Source organism: Abyssisolibacter sp. ZYX002 (assembly GCF_056892235.1).
Window position 1 is genome coordinate 281613 of the sequence record NZ_JARMXH010000001.1, and the last position, 16755, is coordinate 298367.

17 protein-coding genes are annotated in these 16755 nt (G+C 31.3%); 16 read left to right on the forward strand and 1 reads right to left on the reverse strand.

From position 1 onward, the window contains the following. Positions 1 to 2 precede the first annotated feature (2 nt). From P3X86_RS01295 to P3X86_RS01310, 4 genes are all read left to right on the forward strand, one after another. The gene (locus tag P3X86_RS01295; RefSeq protein WP_483291721.1) at positions 3 to 341 is read left to right on the forward strand and encodes a small basic family protein; all 339 of its coding nucleotides are present in this window, start codon (positions 3 to 5) and stop codon (positions 339 to 341) included. A gap of 145 nt (positions 342 to 486) precedes the next feature. Beyond that, positions 487 to 1623, forward strand: a complete 1137-nt coding sequence (gene ftsZ / locus P3X86_RS01300; RefSeq protein WP_483290816.1) for a cell division protein FtsZ — start codon at positions 487 to 489, stop codon at positions 1621 to 1623. Between the two features lie 260 nt (positions 1624 to 1883). Beyond that, complete coding sequence (locus tag P3X86_RS01305; RefSeq protein ID WP_483290817.1) at positions 1884 to 2738, forward strand: DUF3788 family protein; 855 nt, start codon at positions 1884 to 1886, stop codon at positions 2736 to 2738. 70 nt (positions 2739 to 2808) lie between these two features. After that, the gene (locus tag P3X86_RS01310) at positions 2809 to 3321 is read left to right on the forward strand and encodes a GNAT family N-acetyltransferase (protein ID WP_483290818.1); all 513 of its coding nucleotides are present in this window, start codon (positions 2809 to 2811) and stop codon (positions 3319 to 3321) included. Between the two features lie 263 nt (positions 3322 to 3584). Here the strand turns inward: P3X86_RS01310 and P3X86_RS01315 are convergent, their stop codons facing one another. Next, the gene (locus P3X86_RS01315) at positions 3585 to 4463 is read right to left on the reverse strand and encodes a YiiX/YebB-like N1pC/P60 family cysteine hydrolase (protein ID WP_483290819.1); all 879 of its coding nucleotides are present in this window, start codon (positions 4461 to 4463) and stop codon (positions 3585 to 3587) included. Between the two features lie 423 nt (positions 4464 to 4886). On the opposite strand from P3X86_RS01315, the gene spoIIGA reads away from it, so the two are divergent. The 12 genes from spoIIGA (at position 4887) to ortB (ending at position 16754) form a co-directional block, all read left to right on the forward strand. After that, the gene (spoIIGA, locus tag P3X86_RS01320; protein WP_483290820.1) at positions 4887 to 5771 is read left to right on the forward strand and encodes a sigma-E processing peptidase SpoIIGA; all 885 of its coding nucleotides are present in this window, start codon (positions 4887 to 4889) and stop codon (positions 5769 to 5771) included. 16 nt (positions 5772 to 5787) lie between these two features. Next, positions 5788 to 6516 (forward strand): RNA polymerase sporulation sigma factor SigE, encoded by a 729-nt coding sequence (sigE, locus tag P3X86_RS01325; RefSeq protein WP_483290821.1) that lies wholly within the window; start codon positions 5788 to 5790, stop codon positions 6514 to 6516. 307 nt (positions 6517 to 6823) lie between these two features. Continuing rightward, entirely contained in the window at positions 6824 to 7597 is a 774-nt protein-coding gene (gene sigG / locus P3X86_RS01330) for an RNA polymerase sporulation sigma factor SigG (RefSeq protein WP_483290822.1), read from the forward strand. 153 nt (positions 7598 to 7750) lie between these two features. Further along, a complete protein-coding gene (locus tag P3X86_RS01335) occupies positions 7751 to 8026 on the forward strand; it encodes a YlmC/YmxH family sporulation protein (RefSeq protein WP_483290823.1) in 276 nt (91 codons plus the stop codon). A gap of 65 nt (positions 8027 to 8091) precedes the next feature. After that, positions 8092 to 8547, forward strand: coding sequence for a transcriptional regulator NrdR (gene nrdR, locus P3X86_RS01340; RefSeq protein WP_483290824.1), 456 nt, complete (start codon positions 8092 to 8094; stop codon positions 8545 to 8547). A 409-nt stretch (positions 8548 to 8956) separates the two neighbouring features. Continuing rightward, complete coding sequence (pgeF, locus tag P3X86_RS01345; protein ID WP_483290825.1) at positions 8957 to 9778, forward strand: peptidoglycan editing factor PgeF; 822 nt, start codon at positions 8957 to 8959, stop codon at positions 9776 to 9778. A gap of 17 nt (positions 9779 to 9795) precedes the next feature. Further along, a complete protein-coding gene (locus tag P3X86_RS01350) occupies positions 9796 to 10473 on the forward strand; it encodes a response regulator (protein WP_483290826.1) in 678 nt (225 codons plus the stop codon). A gap of 393 nt (positions 10474 to 10866) precedes the next feature. After that, a complete protein-coding gene (pnpS, locus tag P3X86_RS01355) occupies positions 10867 to 12261 on the forward strand; it encodes a two-component system histidine kinase PnpS (RefSeq protein WP_483291722.1) in 1395 nt (464 codons plus the stop codon). Positions 12262 to 12265: 4 nt separating this feature from the next. After that, positions 12266 to 13711 (forward strand): sigma-54 interaction domain-containing protein, encoded by a 1446-nt coding sequence (locus tag P3X86_RS01360; protein ID WP_483290827.1) that lies wholly within the window; start codon positions 12266 to 12268, stop codon positions 13709 to 13711. Positions 13712 to 13963: 252 nt separating this feature from the next. Then, entirely contained in the window at positions 13964 to 15016 is a 1053-nt protein-coding gene (gene ord, locus P3X86_RS01365; protein ID WP_483290828.1) for a 2,4-diaminopentanoate dehydrogenase, read from the forward strand. Between the two features lie 18 nt (positions 15017 to 15034). Further along, positions 15035 to 15349 carry a 2-amino-4-oxopentanoate thiolase subunit OrtA gene (gene ortA, locus P3X86_RS01370; protein WP_483290829.1) on the forward strand — a complete coding sequence of 105 codons (315 nt, stop codon included), beginning with the start codon at positions 15035 to 15037 and terminating at the stop codon, positions 15347 to 15349. Continuing rightward, a complete protein-coding gene (gene ortB, locus P3X86_RS01375) occupies positions 15339 to 16754 on the forward strand; it encodes a 2-amino-4-oxopentanoate thiolase subunit OrtB (protein ID WP_483290830.1) in 1416 nt (471 codons plus the stop codon). The genes ortA and ortB overlap by 11 nt, the downstream gene beginning before the upstream one ends. Position 16755: the final 1 nt, after the last annotated feature.

The following is a 16755-nucleotide window of genomic DNA, read 5'->3' on the forward strand; positions in this document are numbered from 1 at the left end:
TGATTTATGCGATTTTTGGTATAATAATTGGAGTTGTAGTTGGCAAATATTTACCAATAACATATTCAACAAGTTACACAACATATATTTCAGTAGCTATACTTGCTTGTTTGGATTCAGTTTTTGGTGGGGTTAGAGCAATGTTTGACAAAAAATTTGATATAAGGATTTTTGTATCTGGATTTTTTGGAAATGCAATATTGGCAGCACTTCTAGCCTATATTGGAGATAGATTAGGACTACCGCTATACTATGCAGCTATATTTGCATTTGGTAGTAGACTGTTTGAAAACTTTGCCATAATTAGAAGATACATTATAAAAAGAGAAAGTTTTAAATAAAAATAAAAAATATCAACTACAACTATCTAAATTAGAAGGAAAATTAACATGTATATAGAATAATAATAGGTATGATTATGAATTTAAGTAAATTGATATAAAAAGAAGATTAGTTGTTGTAGAGTTTCATTAAGGAGGTTAAATAATGTTTGAATTTGATGTAGATATTGAAGCATTTGCACGAATAAAAGTAGTAGGAGTAGGTGGCGGAGGAAACAATGCCGTTAATAGAATGATAGATGCGGAGGTTAAGGGGATAGAGTTTGTAGCAATAAATACGGACAAGCAGGCATTGCATTCATCAAGAGCTGAGACAAAGATACAAATAGGTGAAAAACTTACAAGAGGATTAGGCGCCGGAGCAAACCCTGAAACAGGAAAAAAAGCTGCAGAAGAGAGCAGAAATGAGATACATGAGGCCCTTAAGGAATCAGATATGGTATTTATAACAGCTGGTATGGGTGGAGGAACTGGAACTGGTGCTGCACCTATAATAGCAGAGGTTGCTAAAGAGCTAGGTGTCCTTACAGTAGGTGTTATAACAAAACCTTTTATGTTTGAAGGTAAAAGAAGAATGGTACATGCTGAGAAAGGCATTAAGGAGTTAAAGGATAGAGTTGATACTCTAGTTACGATACCGAACGATAGATTATTCCAGGTAGCAGATAAAAAGACTACATTGATGGATGCATTTAAGATAGCTGATGATGTATTAAGACAAGGTATACAAGGTATATCAGATTTGATTGCTGTACCAGGACTTGTAAATCTAGACTTTGCAGATGTTAAAACTATAATGTTAGACCAAGGACTTGCTCACATGGGAGTAGGTAAAGCAAGTGGTGAAAATAGAGCTGCTGCAGCTGCAAAACAGGCTATACATAGTCCTCTATTAGAAACATCTATAGAGGGTGCAAAAGGTGTATTGTTAAACATAACAGGTGGATTAAATCTTGGTATATTTGAAGTCAACGAAGCAGCTGATATAATAAAGGAGTCAGTTGATCCGGATGCAAATATCATATTTGGTGCTGTTGTAGATGAGAACTTAAAAGATGAAATAAAGATAACAGTTATAGCAACTGGTTTTGAGAACAAAAAAAGAGTAGAAGTTCAAAAGCCTATAACAAAGCCGTCGGTTGCTACTGTAACCAATAAAGAAGAAGTAGAAAAGGCAGTAGAAGAAACAAAGGAAAGAGTAGCAGTTTCTACTGAAGAAAAACAAATAGATGTTGATGATTTAGATATTCCAACATTTTTGATTAGAAAAAAGAATAGATAAGAATGAATTATAGAAATTAAGACTATTTTGCTAAATGAAGTTTAATGTTGGTAGGGTGGTCTTTTTTATTATAGTGAAATTATAATTTAACCAATAGTATTTATGGGACTATAATAAATAAGTTGTGGTTTTTCAAATACATATTTTTGAAAGCTAATGAGGAGTACTGTGAATTTAGTGCAAGGACTGCAAATAGAAGAATGTAAAATAGTTGCTACTGTGAATAATATAGGTTTATATCTTATTAAAGAGGTGATGTTGTGGGCAAAGAAATATTAACAAGGTGTGGTTATAGATGTGACATATGCCATGCTTACAAAGACAATATTTTAAAAGAGGATAAAAGAGAAATGCTCAGTAAAGGGTGGCATAAAATCTTTGGGTTAAATTTAAGACCAGATGAAATATACTGTGAAGGATGTATTACTAGTAATGAAAGCGATTTGAAAATAATTGATGATGGTTGTAAAGTGCGACCTTGTGTTATAAATAAGGGATATGAAAATTGCTCACAATGTGACAAATTTGCATGTGGTATATTAGAAGATAGAATAGTGAGATATGACGAACTTATCAAAAACACTGATAAGAAAATAAGCAGAAGTGACAGAAAAAATTGTATAAAACCATATGAAAACTATGAACGATTAAAGGCTATAAGAGAGAAAAATGGACCACATTCAAGAATGTATAACGAAAGATTAAAACCAACAACAGAAGATATGGAAAGATTTATAGAGAATGAACACGTAATAAAACTCTGGAATCAATTCCATGATTATATTGATAAATCATATGATTTTACTAAGATAATCCATTATGGTGGCAAAAACTATGGGTGGGAGATTAAATACAAATATGGAACTAAATCTATAGTATCTATTCATCCAGAAAGAAATGCGTTTACTATTCTATTTGTTTTCGGCAAGAATGAAATTGCTAAGTGGGAAGAGGGAAAGCAAGAATTAAGTGAAAAAACTAATAAATTAATAGAAAATACTAAAAAATATCATGATGGTAAATGGATATGGTATAGAGTAACTGAACTCGATCAAATTGATGATTATATAAAGTTATTAAATATAAAAAGGAAGTTAAAAAAGCAACATATTTAAATATGTTCTGCTAACGAAGAGATTAACACATTAATAAATGTAAGAGCTCCTTTGAAAATAGAGGTGAGTTATGACTAAAATAGAGACTAAAAGGTTGATGATCAGAGAATTTATTGATTCAGATATAGATAATCTATATGCTTTATTAAGTGACCCAAAAGTAATGCAGTATTGTTCAGGTGTGATGAATAGAGTTGAAGCAAAAAAATGGCTGGAATCAATTATGAAGTACTACAGTGAATATGGATACGATTATTTCGCAGTTATAGAAAAATCAACTGGAAAATTTATAGGTCAATCAGGGATAATAAAACAAAAAATAGATGACGAATTGATAGATTGTGTGGCTTTTATGATAGCTAAAGATAAATGGGGAATGGGTTATGCAACAGAGGCAGGAAAAGCATGTATCAGTTATGGATTGCAAAACTTAAATATAAAGAAACTGTATGCAACTGTAGAAAATGATAATAAAGCATCTCAAGCAGTACTCAAAAAATTAGGTATGACATTTGAAAGAGAGAGTTATTTTTATGGAAACAAAGTGAAACTTTATAGTTTGAATAACGTTATAAATTTATAGAGGGGCATATGCCCCTCTTAGATTGATGACAAAGTCATCAATCTAGCAGACTTTAGTAAAAATTCAATTTCAAGGCGTGTTTAAATTGAGTAGCAGAGCTTACTTAGAGGTAAGTGAGCAACGGAAATTTTAACACGGGCGCAGAAATTAGGCTTTTGTCTACGGGCTGAGAGGGGCATATGCCCCTCTCTTTTTCAGTATAAAAAGTTTAATTTGTGCTCCATCAAAATTTTAGTTACTAATTTATTTTTGGAAATTCTGATTTACTTAATTTCAGTAATATGAACCGGAATTTCAAATACAACACGGCCTCTCATAATATCTCTAGGTGATACTCCGGGTTCGTTAAAAAAAGACTTAGTTTCAATATTAACACCTTGGTTCATATATGCTGCATAAGCCAATTCAGAACAATACCAATTACTTTCATAAAAACCAGTATCTTTGGCTAGATCTAGCCAATAAGGTTTTCCAAGCTGACCTTTGCAGAAATAAATTATATTACTTTGCATAGTATTATCAATACCTGGTAATCTGTAAAGATGACCATTTTGTCTATCGATTCTATCATCATCTAAGACACCTCTGCATACACCATATTGGTTTGCTTCTATAACTCTGATGTAATATTGACGTAGTATAGGATCATAGAACTTACCTTCTACTATAGCAATATGTCCAGTTATCCCAAATCCACCTTTAGCTTCGTAAATAAGGTCGCCAGGTTGGCAGACTGATAATAGATTGTATTTGCTATAGTTTGCTCTACGAGGTAATGATGTACCTGTATTGTATTGCCAAGAGAATGGACTGCCCAAAGATGATCTTATAGATATTCTTTCGTCTGATGTTAGAGATGGAACGAATCTATTATTAAGTGACGGTTTTAAAAGATTGTAATATGCATCAGTATATTTTTTCACACTACTATAACTGCCAGAATTATATTCTTTAGCAAATTGATCATAAGACATATTAAGAGGGATATTGTTTTCTAATGTATAGTTTGTTAATTCATTATAAGATGAGCGCAAATCATTTTGCAGAGTATTAGACCAAGCAATAGTAGTTGACAAACTACTTAAGCTTACTACAATAGACAGCACTAGTATGAGTATTGTTTTTATATATTTTTTATTCACAAGTAACACTCTCCATTCTAATATTTTAAATAAAATCAACATGTTTATTACGATATCGCAAACATATTTTCATAATACTAGAAAAAAAGGGAGATTACAAGAAAAAAACAGGAAAAATGTATTATTATATAAAATATAGTACTAAAATACTATAATTTGTATAATAACTTATAATTCAGATTAAAATGCAGAAATTATTATCTAATATTATACACAAGGATACAATTGAGGGTGATAAAATGCTCTCCTGTAGAAAATTATGGAACTATGATGTGCGATAGTTGGTTTCGACTACAGCTTATGACACAATTTAAGGATATATTGTTGTATAATAATCATAAAACTAGGACAGGGCGAATAAGCTTTAATATAAACAAGTAAAACAACGCTGCATAGATTATGTCTAAAGGGGGAGGGTCTAAATTGTATATCTATGCTGAATATTTAATTGCAGAAAATCTATTGATAAATCTCATGATATTGTATTTGCTAAAGGTTTTGACTAAATCAAAAACTAGAACATTAAGATTAGTTACCGCATCTTTAATAGGTGCAGTGTACACCTTAGTAGTTTTTTTTCCAGCATTGAGATTCTTAGCAACATTTGTTATGAAGATATGTATATCTATACTGATGATTATAATTGCTTTTAATCCACGGAAGTTGCTACAATTTATAAAATTGATGTCGTTATTTTACATAATAACATTTGCATTTGCAGGAGCAGCTTTAGCACTATTCTATTTGACAGAAGACAAAATTCACATTGGGAATGGAATATTTTATATAAATAATTCTATGATTATAATTTTACCTTTAGCTATTCTTTTGTCTTGGTTATTATTTAAAACTGTTTGGGCATATATATCCAAAAGGAAAAAAAGAGAGTATATTATAGTCAGTATTACACTAAATGGCATAAGAAAGGACGTGCTTGCGTTACTTGATACTGGTAATTCATTAAAAGAACCTATAACAAATAAACCTGTTATAGTTGTAGAGTTTTCGGCTATTAAAGATTTGCTACCACAGGATATACAGACTGTATTTAAAGACCACGAGAATGACAACAATCTAGAAATATTGTCTTATGTAATGGAGAATAATCCTCAGCAAGTGCATTTTAGATTGATACCATTTAAGTCACTTGGAAAAGAAAATGGTTTGTTAATTGGTTTTAAACCTGATTTACTAGTAATTCACTCAGAAGATGAAGTCAGTACTGAAGCAATTATTGGGATATATAATAGCGTTTTATCAAATGATGATGACTACTGTGCTTTATTACATCCAGAAGTTCTAAAATAGTTTGGAGGAGATTGTTTTGAAGGATATTCTAATAAAGGTTAAATTTTGGTTTAAAATAAATTATATTAAGCTTATAAAACTATTGAAACTAGAATCAAACGAATTGTTTTACATAGGAGGTAGTGAAATACTTCCACCTCCATTGAAGCAAAAAGAAGAATTATATCTATTATCAAAGCTAAAAAGTGATTCAACAGTAAGAACTATATTAATCGAAAGAAATTTAAGGCTTGTTGTATACATAGCTAGAAAATTCGAGAACACAGGTGTTGGAGTGGAAGACTTAATTTCTATAGGTACTATAGGATTAATAAAAGCAGTAAATACATTTAAACCAGACAAACAAATAAAGTTAGCAACATATGCATCAAAATGTATTGAAAACGAAATATTAATGTTTCTTAGAAGAAATAGTAGAATAAAAGCTGAACTTTCACTTGACGAACCACTCAACACAGACTGGGATGGAAATGAATTGTTATTATCAGATATATTAGGGACGGAAGCAGATGTTATATTTAAGTATTTAGAAGAGCAAGTAGACAGAGAGCTAGTGTATGACGCAGTAAGAAAGCTTTCTAACAGAGAAAAGCGTATTATGGAGTTAAGGTTTGGGCTAAATGGACAAGTGACTAAAACTCAAAAGGAAGTTGCTGACATATTAAGTATTTCACAATCCTATATTTCTAGATTAGAAAAAAGAATAGTAAAAAAACTTAAAAAGGAAATAAGTAGGTTGGTCTAAAACGAAAAGGCGTATTATATGTGAATTCATATAATATGTCTTTTTTATATAAACAAAAAAGTTGGCAGTACATTGAAATATTCGCAGAATTTTTATGAATATGCTGTAGTTTTCTAGATTACAATCTTCTAGCGAAATTACTTGGTAGTACGGTTTAAAATTGATATATATTGTAATTAGAAGGATGCTGTATAGTTATTTATTTTCTATAAATAATTTAGTATATATTAGTCTATATTGAATAAAAATAATTAATAAGTTAATAATTTATTTGAAAGGGGAAAAACAACAGAAGGGATGAATAGGTATGCATGTCAACAAAGTAGAAATATGTGGAGTAAATACTTCAGAACTAAATGTACTTACAAACAAAGAAATGAGAATCTTATTTGACAGAATATACCAAGGTGATTTGAGCGCTAGAGAAGAATTTATTCAAGGAAATTTAAGACTAGTGCTTAGTGTAATCCAAAGATTCAATAAAAGAGGAGAAAACGTTGACGATTTATTTCAAGTAGGTTGTATCGGATTGATTAAAGCTATAGATAATTTTGACCTAAGCCAAAACGTTAAATTTTCTACCTATGCCGTTCCTATGATTATAGGCGAAATCAGAAGATATTTAAGAGACAATAACTCAATTAGAGTTAGTAGATCTCTAAGAGATATCGCTTATAAAGCTTTACAAGTTAGAGACCAGCTAGTAAACAAAAAATCAAAAGAGCCAACAGTAGTTGAAATAGCAAAGGTTTTAGATATTCCCAAGGAAGATGTTGTGTTTGCGCTAGATGCCATACAAGACCCTATATCACTATTTGAGCCTATATTCCATGATGGTGGAGATGCTATATATGTAATGGATCAAGTAAGTGATAAGAAGAATGATGATTCAGTATGGCTTGAAGGTATAGCGTTAAGAGAAGGTATGAGGCAACTAAACGACAGAGAAAAACTCATACTTAGTCTTAGATTTTACGAAGGCAAGACACAAATGGAGGTTGCATCAGAGATAGGAATATCACAAGCACAAGTTTCCAGACTAGAAAAGAATGCTTTAAAACATATGAGAAAATTAATGTAAATGGTTAAAGGCTTGTTATTGCAAATATGTTCCTTTAAATAGGGAATTTGCAATACGAGCTTTTTTAAATTTGATAAAGATTGTACTATTTTTTATAGTTTTATAATAAATATATTATAGGATAAATATATTTATTGGTAAGGAGCGAAAAAAATGATTAGAATATCTGAATTGAGAGATAAAGAAATTATTAACGTAAAAGATGGTACAAGAATAGGTATGATATCTGACCTTGAAATAAACTTAGACAAAGGTATAGTAGAAGCCTTAGTATTACCTCTGCAGGGGAGTTTCTTAGGATTTTTTAGTAAGGGTAAAGGTTATTATATTAATTGGGATAAGATAATAAAAATTGGTGTTGATGTAATATTAGTTGATTATGATCCGGTAAAAAATGCATTTAACGATAGAAATATACCTACTTCTTAATTGACAGATGTATATGATATTGGTTATAGTTAATATATAACCTCTACAAAGAAAAGGAGAAGATTATGAAATGTCCATTTTGTGAATATAATGAAACAAAAGTTATTGATTCAAGACCTACTGTTGAAGGACAGGCCATAAGGAGGAGAAGAGAGTGCAATAAATGCAACAAGAGATTCACTACATATGAAAAAATAGAAGAAGTGCCAGTCATAGTTGTTAAGAAAGATGGGACTAGGCAAACTTTTAATAGAAACAAACTTCTAAATGGGATAATTAAAGCTTGTGAGAAAAGACCTGTTTCCATAAAAACAATGGAGAATATAGTTTATGATATTGAAAAGAGTCTTAATAATGTGCTTGAAAAAGAAATAAAGACAGATCGTATTGGGGAAATGGTAATGAGCAGATTAAAAGAGGTGGATGAAGTATCATATGTTAGGTTTGCCTCAGTTTATAGACAGTTTAAGGATATTAATACTTTCATGGAAGAACTTAAAAAGATTTTAGATGAAAAATAAAAGAGACTGTCATATGACAGTCTCTTAGATTGATGATAAGTCATCAATCTAGCAGACTGTAGTAAAAGCAATAGTTCAAGGCGTGCTTAAATCGAGTAGCAGAGCTTACTAGAGGTAAGTGAGCAACGGAAATTTTAGTAACAACGCAGAAATTGGGCTTTTGTCTATAGTCTGAGGGGACTGTCGGATGACAGTTTCTTAAATTGATGATAAGTCATCAATCTAGCAGACTGTAGTAAAAGCAATAGTTCAAGGCGTGCTAAAATTGAGTAGCAGAGCTTACTAGAGGTAAGTGAGCAACGGAAATTTTAGTAACAACGCAGAAATTGGGCTTTTGTACTATAGTCTGAGGGGACTGTCGGATGACAGTTTCTTATTTTATTTCTTATTTTACTGAGAGGTGTTTAATATGAGCAATAATGATTTTGTATTAAAAGAAAAAGAAGGAATTAAGTATTATGAAGATAGAAATCTTGCAGAGAATGGACTTAAACATATGTTCACTACGAGAGTAGGAGGAATGAGTAAGGAAAAATTTTCTAGTTTGAACATGGGTATAAGTACTAATGATAATATAGATGATGTATTGAAAAATTATGAAAGTGTATTAAAGGTTATTGATGTAGATAAAGATAAAGTGTATATGACAAAGCAGGTTCATGAAGATAATATTATCGCTATAGATAAAAATAATTATTCAAGTTTAGATTATACACTGCTTAGAGAAAATGGTGTAGATGGTTTAGTCACTAATGTAAAGGACATTGCACTTTTTTGCTATAGTGCTGATTGCGTCACACTAGTTTTTTTGGATAGTAAAAAACAAGTAGCTGGAGTAGCACATGCCGGCTGGAAAGGGACTGTTAAAGGGATAGCATCTAAGATGATAGAGATGTTCATTAAAAAATATGGATGTAATGTAGAAGATATATTAGTAACTATAGGGCCAGCGATAGGACCTTGTTGTTTTGAAGTTAAAGAGGATGTATATAAAGTGTTTAGCGAAAAATTTAAGAGTAAATATATAGGTGATATAACTAACCAAATAAGCAAAGAAAAATGGACCATAGATTTATTTAAAGCAAATGAAATTATTATAAAGGAAAAAGGAATAAAAGACAGAAATATAACAGTAAGCAAACTGTGTACTTTTTGTAATGAAGATTTATTTTTTTCATATAGAAGAGATAAAGGTATAACAGGCAGAATGGCTACTATAGTCAAACTGTAATTAAGGGAGGGTTATGAGTGCATAAGGTTTTAATTGTAGAAGATGAAGATCATATTTTAGAGTTAATAAAATTCAACCTAGAAAACAATGGATTTAATACTGCTATTGCAGTTGATGGGGTTGAAGCTGTAGAAAAGGCAAATCTAATCATGCCAGATTTAATATTACTGGATATAATGTTACCTAAAAGAGATGGTATAGAAGTTTGCAAAATCCTAAAATCAAACAATAAAACTAAAGATGTACCAATTATCATGCTTACGGCTAAAAGTGAAGAATTTGATAAAGTACTAGGTTTAGAAATGGGCGCGGATGACTATCTAACAAAACCTTTTTCAATAAGGGAGTTAGTTGCTAGAATAAAAGCTGTTATGCGTAGAACATATAGAGATAGGCAGACAGATGAAGAGGTCATAGAATTTGAAGATATGATAATCAATATAGATAAACATATGGTACTTAAAAAGGGTAAAAAAGTTGAGCTCACTTTAAAAGAATTTGAACTGTTAAAGATATTAGCTATTAATAAAGGTAAGGTTTTAAATAGGAATTTTTTATTAGATGAAGTATGGGGATATGATTATTTTGGTGAAACTAGAACAGTAGATGTTCATATAAGACATCTGAGAAAAAAAATTGAAGATAATAATGGTATTATAGAGACGGTACGTGGAGTTGGCTACAAAATAAAATAATAGCCTAAGGAGAAAACCATGCAAAGAAGATTATTTGTAGCGTTAGTGGTAGTAGTGTTAATAGCAGTTGCAATCACTGGGTCATTAATCATGAGCTTGCTAAGAATAAACTATATAAAAGATCTTGAAGATAAGCTACTAACAAATTCAAAACTAATAAGGCATTTTATCATTGAAGAGGAAGAAAAGATATCGTTTAATGATATGGCAATAAATTATGCTAAGGATATAAATGCTAGGATTACGTTTATAAATGACAGGGGTTATGTTATAGGAGATTCGCATATAGACATAAAAAAGCTTGAAAATCATGCAAACAGACAAGAAATCAAAGAAGCATTAAATGGGAAAATTGGTATTGCTAAAAGATATAGCCAATCACTTAACAAGGAAATGTACTACGTAGCTTTGCCATACAATAATACAGATAGAGAGATTTCAGTGATAAGATTGTCAGTGCCTACAGCAGATGTAAGCAAATATTATACAGATAGTATAATTTATATATTCATATCTCTTGGGTTCGGAACTGCAGTAGCTATATTCTTGGGATATAGATATGTATATAGCATAACAAAACCTATAAAAGAACTGACTCTTGCTACAGAAAGTATAGCAAATGGCAAGTATGGACAAGAGGTTCACTATAAAAGCAACGATGAGATTGGAGTGCTTGCAAACAGTTTCAATATAATGAGCAAGAAATTATATGAAAACATAGAAGAATTAGAAGAAAATAGTATGAAGACTAAAGCTATTTTAACTAGTATGATAAATGGTATTATAGCTATAAATAATATAGGAAATGTAATATTTATAAACCAAGCAGCAGAGAATATGTTCAAGGTAACAGAAAGAGAGGTGAGAAATAAGCATATACTAGAGACATTAAAAAATGAAGGCTTAAATAATAAAATAAAAGAATTATTAAAAAGCAACACTGCATCAAAACTAGAGATAGAGCTTGTTAATCCATATAGAGTATTGTTAGTATATACAAACTATATTGTATTAGATAACAATCCTACAAGAAAAATTGGAGTAGTAATAAGTTTTCAAGATATAACAGAGATAAGGAAGCTTGAAACTATGAGAAAAGATTTTGTTGCAAATGTTTCACATGAGCTTAAAACCCCACTCACTTCTATACAGGGTTTTATAGAAACGCTAAAGGATTCTAATATAAAAGATGAACGTGTTAAAAGAAGATTTTTAGGTATTATAGATATTGAAGCAAAGAGACTTACAGCATTAGTTCAAGATTTACTTATATTGTCTGATATAGAGAATAAACATCAAATGATATCAAAACAGGATATAGATGTAAGAGAATGTATACTTGATTTGATTGATATATTTGAAAAAAGAGCAGATAAGAAGGCGATATTGATTACTGAAAAAATAAGTGGGAGATTACCTTCTATATACGGAAATTTGAGCTGGTTTAAAGAGATGTTCATAAATCTAATTGATAACAGTGTTAAGTACACTCCTAATGGAGGGAAAATAGAAATAATAGGTTATGAAATAGATGGGAATGTTCATATAAAAATAAAAGATTCAGGTATAGGAATATCTAAAGAACATATTCCTAGGCTTTTTGAGAGATTTTATAGAGTCGATAAAGCAAGGTCAAGAAAAATTGGAGGAACTGGTTTAGGATTGGCAATAGTAAAACACATAGTTATAGCATTTAAAGGAGAAATAAAAGTGAAAAGCAAGCTAAACAAAGGTACTGAGTTTGAAGTAATAATTCCTACCTACGAAAATAATGTAAATAAAGGATGATAGCATGAGGAATGAAAAACTTATATTTAGCACACTGCAACAAATTTTGCACCACATCAATATAGGGATACATGTAATAGACAAAAAGGGTATAACCATTTTATATAACGAAGCAATGGCGAAGCTTGAAGGAATAGAGAGATCAGAAGTAATGAATAAACCTATATTGGATATATTTCCTAGTTTAGATGAAGATTCGAGCACTCTTATAACAGCAATGAAAATAGGACGAATAATAGAACAAAGAAAGCAAACATATTCAAATTATAAAGGTAAAAGCATAACAACTATAAATACTACTATACCTCTATTTGATGGTGAAAATAGATTGGGAGCCGTAGAAATAGCAGAGGATGTTACAAAGATAAAGGAATTGTCAGAGCAGGTTATAGACTTGCAAGATCAGTTAATTACTAAGAAATTCAAAGGTCAAAGTATAACTAAGAGTATAACAAAGAGATTATATACTTTTGATGATATAGTAGGAAGTAGTGATCCATTAAAAAAAGCTATAAATTTAGCTAAAAAAGCGTCTAAAACTACTTCAAGTGTTTTGATATATGGAGAGACAGGAACAGGGAAAGAACTGTTTTCACAAAGCATACACAATGAAAGCAATAGGCGAAGTAAACCTTTTATAGCTCAGAATTGTGCGGCACTTCCAGAAACTCTTTTGGAAGGCATACTATTTGGTACGTCAAAGGGAGGGTTTACAGGAGCTATAGATAGACCTGGATTGTTTGAGCAAGCTAATGGTGGCACATTGTTACTTGATGAGATTAATTCTATGGGTATCTTGTTACAAAGTAAACTGCTTAGAGCACTGCAGGAAGGATATATTAGGAGAGTAGGCGGATTAAAAGACATACCTATAGACGTAAAAATAATAGCGACGATGAATGAAAACCCTAAAGATGCAATAAAAGAAGGTAGGCTTAGGAAAGATTTATATTATAGAATAGGAGTTTTATCTATAGAGATACCAAAATTGAGCGATAGAAAAAATGATATGAAACTTCTATGTGATTGCTTTATAAAAAAATATAATAAGAAATTTCATAAAGATGTCTGGATGATATCAGATAGTACTTTAGAAATATTTAAGCAATACGAATGGCCCGGGAATGTAAGAGAGCTTCAAAACAAAATAGAATCGGCAATGAATATGATTGCTGATGATGAACACGTGCTAAAAAAAGAGTATTTTAGTCATTTTTTTGAAGATACACATTATTTTAATAGGAAAGCTAATAGTGAGTATGATTGGATACTAAAGAATATGAACAAAAACAAGTCATTACCTGAGGTTATGGCTGAAATAGAAGAGGAACTTATTACAGTAAAACTTAGCGAAACTGATTTTAATATATCAAAGACAGCAAAACTATTAAACATAAAACGACAAACCTTGCAACATAAAATAAAAAAATATGATATAAAATCTAAATAAACTGCAAAATATTTTGCGCATAACTGCAAAATGATTTGCAGTTATTTTTTAGGAGTTTTTTCTATTTTCGTGCCATAAAGCTTACAAAATACAAGGTTTTGCTAATTCACTTATTTTTATGAAATATAACGAATTTTATCTAAAGTTTGGCACAGATATTGCAAATAATAATTAGTGTCATTATATTTAAGGTGTTATCTCAAAGAGATATTCATTTTAAGAATTAATAATAAAACTTGGAGGTGTATTTTAATGGAAAATGTTAGAGTAATAATTTGGGGATTTGGAGCTATGGGAAGTGGAATGGCTGACATGCTATTAAAGAAAAAAGGTGTAGAAATAGTTGGTGTATGTGATAGAAATGAAGCAAGAGTTGGAAAGAGCATGTATGAAGTATTAGGAGTAGATAAAGGAAATAGAGCAGAGGTTATAATTAGTAATGATATAGAAGAAGTAACAAGTAATAAGAACATTGATGTTGCTCTTATAGCTACTGATTCATTTACAGCTAAGACTTTTGATAAATTGAAACTGATATTAGAGAAAAAAATCAATATAGTTTCAACTGCAGAAGAAATGGCATACCCTCAAGCACAAGAGCCAGAGCTAGCTAAAAAGCTTAATGAAATAGCAAAAGCTAATGGAGTAACAGTATTAGGTACTGGTATAAATCCAGGATTAATAATGGATTTATTAGTTGTTACTTTAACAGGAGCATGTATAGATGTTGACCATATTAAAGCAGAGAGAGTTAACAGTTTATCTCCATTTGGGCATGCTGTTATGGAAGAACAAGGCGTTGGTATAACTAAGGAAGAGTTTATTAAAGGTGCTGAAGATGGAACACTTGCAGGACATGTAGGATTTGCTGAATCAATAGGTATGATAACAGATGCTATTGGTTGGAAGTTAAGTGACGAAATAAAGCAAACAATGGCTCCAATAGTATCGAATGTATATAGAAAGACTAAGTATGTGGAAGTACAGCCAGGTAATGTTGCAGGTTGTAATATGTTAGGCTATGGTTATGTTGATGGAGATTTAAAGGTAGAAATGGTACATCCACAACAAGTAGAACCTCAATTAGAAGGAACAGACACAGGTGATTATATTACTATTAAAGGTACACCAGATATCAATATGAGTATCAAACCAGAGGTGCCAGGTGGAATAGGAACTATAGCTATGTGTGTAAATATGATACCTCACGTAATTAACTCTAAAGCTGGTTTAAAGACTATGTTAGATTTACCAGTACCTAGAGCAATAATGGGAGATATGAGAGATTTAATAGATAGAGATTAATAAAAAGGAGCTGATTAAATGTTAGCTAAAAAAGGAGATTGGGTGAGAATTCACAATATCGTATTGACTCCTGACCAAAGAGCTCCACAGGTGCCAGAGGATACTAAAGAAGTTCCACTTGAACTGTGGGATAAAGGATTTTTAGTTGATGAAGAAGCCCAAATAGGAGATATAGTTGAAGTTGAAACTTATATTGGTAGAAAAATGAAAGGTAAGCTACTAGAAGTAAATCCAGTATATAAACATAATTATGGGAATTTTGTACCTGAGCTTATGTATATAGGAAGACAGCTTAGAGAAATATTAAAGGCAGGTGAAAATAATGAAAGATAATAGTTATTTAGCCGTTATGTCTAGAAAAAATGAAATAATGAAAAAAGCTGTAGGAATAGATTACAAAGAATTCGAAGCTGATGGTATATCTTTTGATTATGAAAGAATGATGAAAGAAACAGGATATACGCTAGAAGAAATGATAGAAATACAAGGAAGAACAGGTGTGGGGAATACACCAATATATGAGTTAAGAAATCTGACTGAAGTAGCAAGAAAATTTGCACCTAAGGGTAAGGGTGCTAGAATATTTGTAAAAGATGAAGCAAGTAATCCTTCAGGTAGTTTTAAAGCTAGGAGAGCTGCAAATGCAGTTTATCATGCTAAAAAATTGGGCTATAAAGGAGTTATAGCTGCAACAAGTGGAAATTATGGAGCGGCAGTAGCAAGTCAAGCTGCTATGCATGGTCTAGATTGTATAATAGTACAAGAATGCTATGATTCAAAATGGAAAGGTCAGCCAGAGATCATAGAAAAGGCTAGAAAATGTGAGGCTTATGGAGCAGAGGTTGTTCAATTAACAGTAGGGCCAGAGTTGTTTTATTATTTCTTATTGTTATTAGAAGAAACAGGATACTTTAATGCATCATTATATACTCCATTTGGTATAGCAGGTGTAGAAACTTTAGGATATGAGATTGCTATGCAGTTTAGAGAGAAAGAAGGAAGAGATCCTGATGTTGTAGTTGCAACTAACGCAGGTGGTGGAAATCTTACAGGTACAGCTAGAGGTTTGATTAAGGCAGGAGCAAGTAATGTGCAGATTATTGGTGCTAGTGTAGATTTAAAAGGGTTGCATATGGCAAGCGACAACCAGTTTAATAAGAAATCATTTACAACTGGACACACAGGTTTTGGTATGCCATTTTCAACATGGCCAGATAGATCAGATGTTCCAAGGTCAGCTGCAAGACCACTTAGATATATGGATAGATATCTAACTGTGACCCAAGGAGAAGTATTCTATATAACAGAAGCTCTTGCACAGTTAGAAGGATTAGAAAGAGGGCCAGCAGGTAATACTTCATTGACAGCAGCCTTTTCGTTAGCTCAAGAGCTAGATGAAGATAAGATTATAGTAGTACAAGAGACAGAATATACTGGTGCCGGAAAACACATTCAACCACAGCTGTCCTTTGCAAAAGAAAACGGAATAGAAGTAATCATAGGAGATCCAAAAGAACAAATACCAGGAAAGAATATAATCTTGCCAAGTAGTCCAGAGCTTATCAAAGCAAAGGACATAGATATGGATAAACTCAGAAAGTCATTGATTACTAACGCAGTCAAAAACAATAAATTAACAAGTGTATCAAACGAAGATATTAGCTTTTTAACAGAAGAAATAAATAGAGATGAAGAATATGTGAAAAATTTACTTAAAGAGATTAACATAAATTTTTAGG

Coding starts and splice junctions, on each gene's coding strand:
- ftsZ (WP_483290816.1), top strand. CDS start 487: ATGTTTGAATTTGATGTAGATATTGAAGCATTTGCACGAATAAAAGTA.
- P3X86_RS01310 (WP_483290818.1), top strand. CDS start 2,809: ATGACTAAAATAGAGACTAAAAGGTTGATGATCAGAGAATTTATTGAT.
- sigG (WP_483290822.1), top strand. CDS start 6,824: ATGCATGTCAACAAAGTAGAAATATGTGGAGTAAATACTTCAGAACTA.
- P3X86_RS01335 (WP_483290823.1), top strand. CDS start 7,751: ATGATTAGAATATCTGAATTGAGAGATAAAGAAATTATTAACGTAAAA.
- nrdR (WP_483290824.1), top strand. CDS start 8,092: ATGAAATGTCCATTTTGTGAATATAATGAAACAAAAGTTATTGATTCA.
- pgeF (WP_483290825.1), top strand. CDS start 8,957: ATGAGCAATAATGATTTTGTATTAAAAGAAAAAGAAGGAATTAAGTAT.
- pnpS (WP_483291722.1), top strand. CDS start 10,867: ATGTACTACGTAGCTTTGCCATACAATAATACAGATAGAGAGATTTCA.
- P3X86_RS01360 (WP_483290827.1), top strand. CDS start 12,266: ATGAGGAATGAAAAACTTATATTTAGCACACTGCAACAAATTTTGCAC.
- ord (WP_483290828.1), top strand. CDS start 13,964: ATGGAAAATGTTAGAGTAATAATTTGGGGATTTGGAGCTATGGGAAGT.
- ortA (WP_483290829.1), top strand. CDS start 15,035: ATGTTAGCTAAAAAAGGAGATTGGGTGAGAATTCACAATATCGTATTG.
- ortB (WP_483290830.1), top strand. CDS start 15,339: ATGAAAGATAATAGTTATTTAGCCGTTATGTCTAGAAAAAATGAAATA.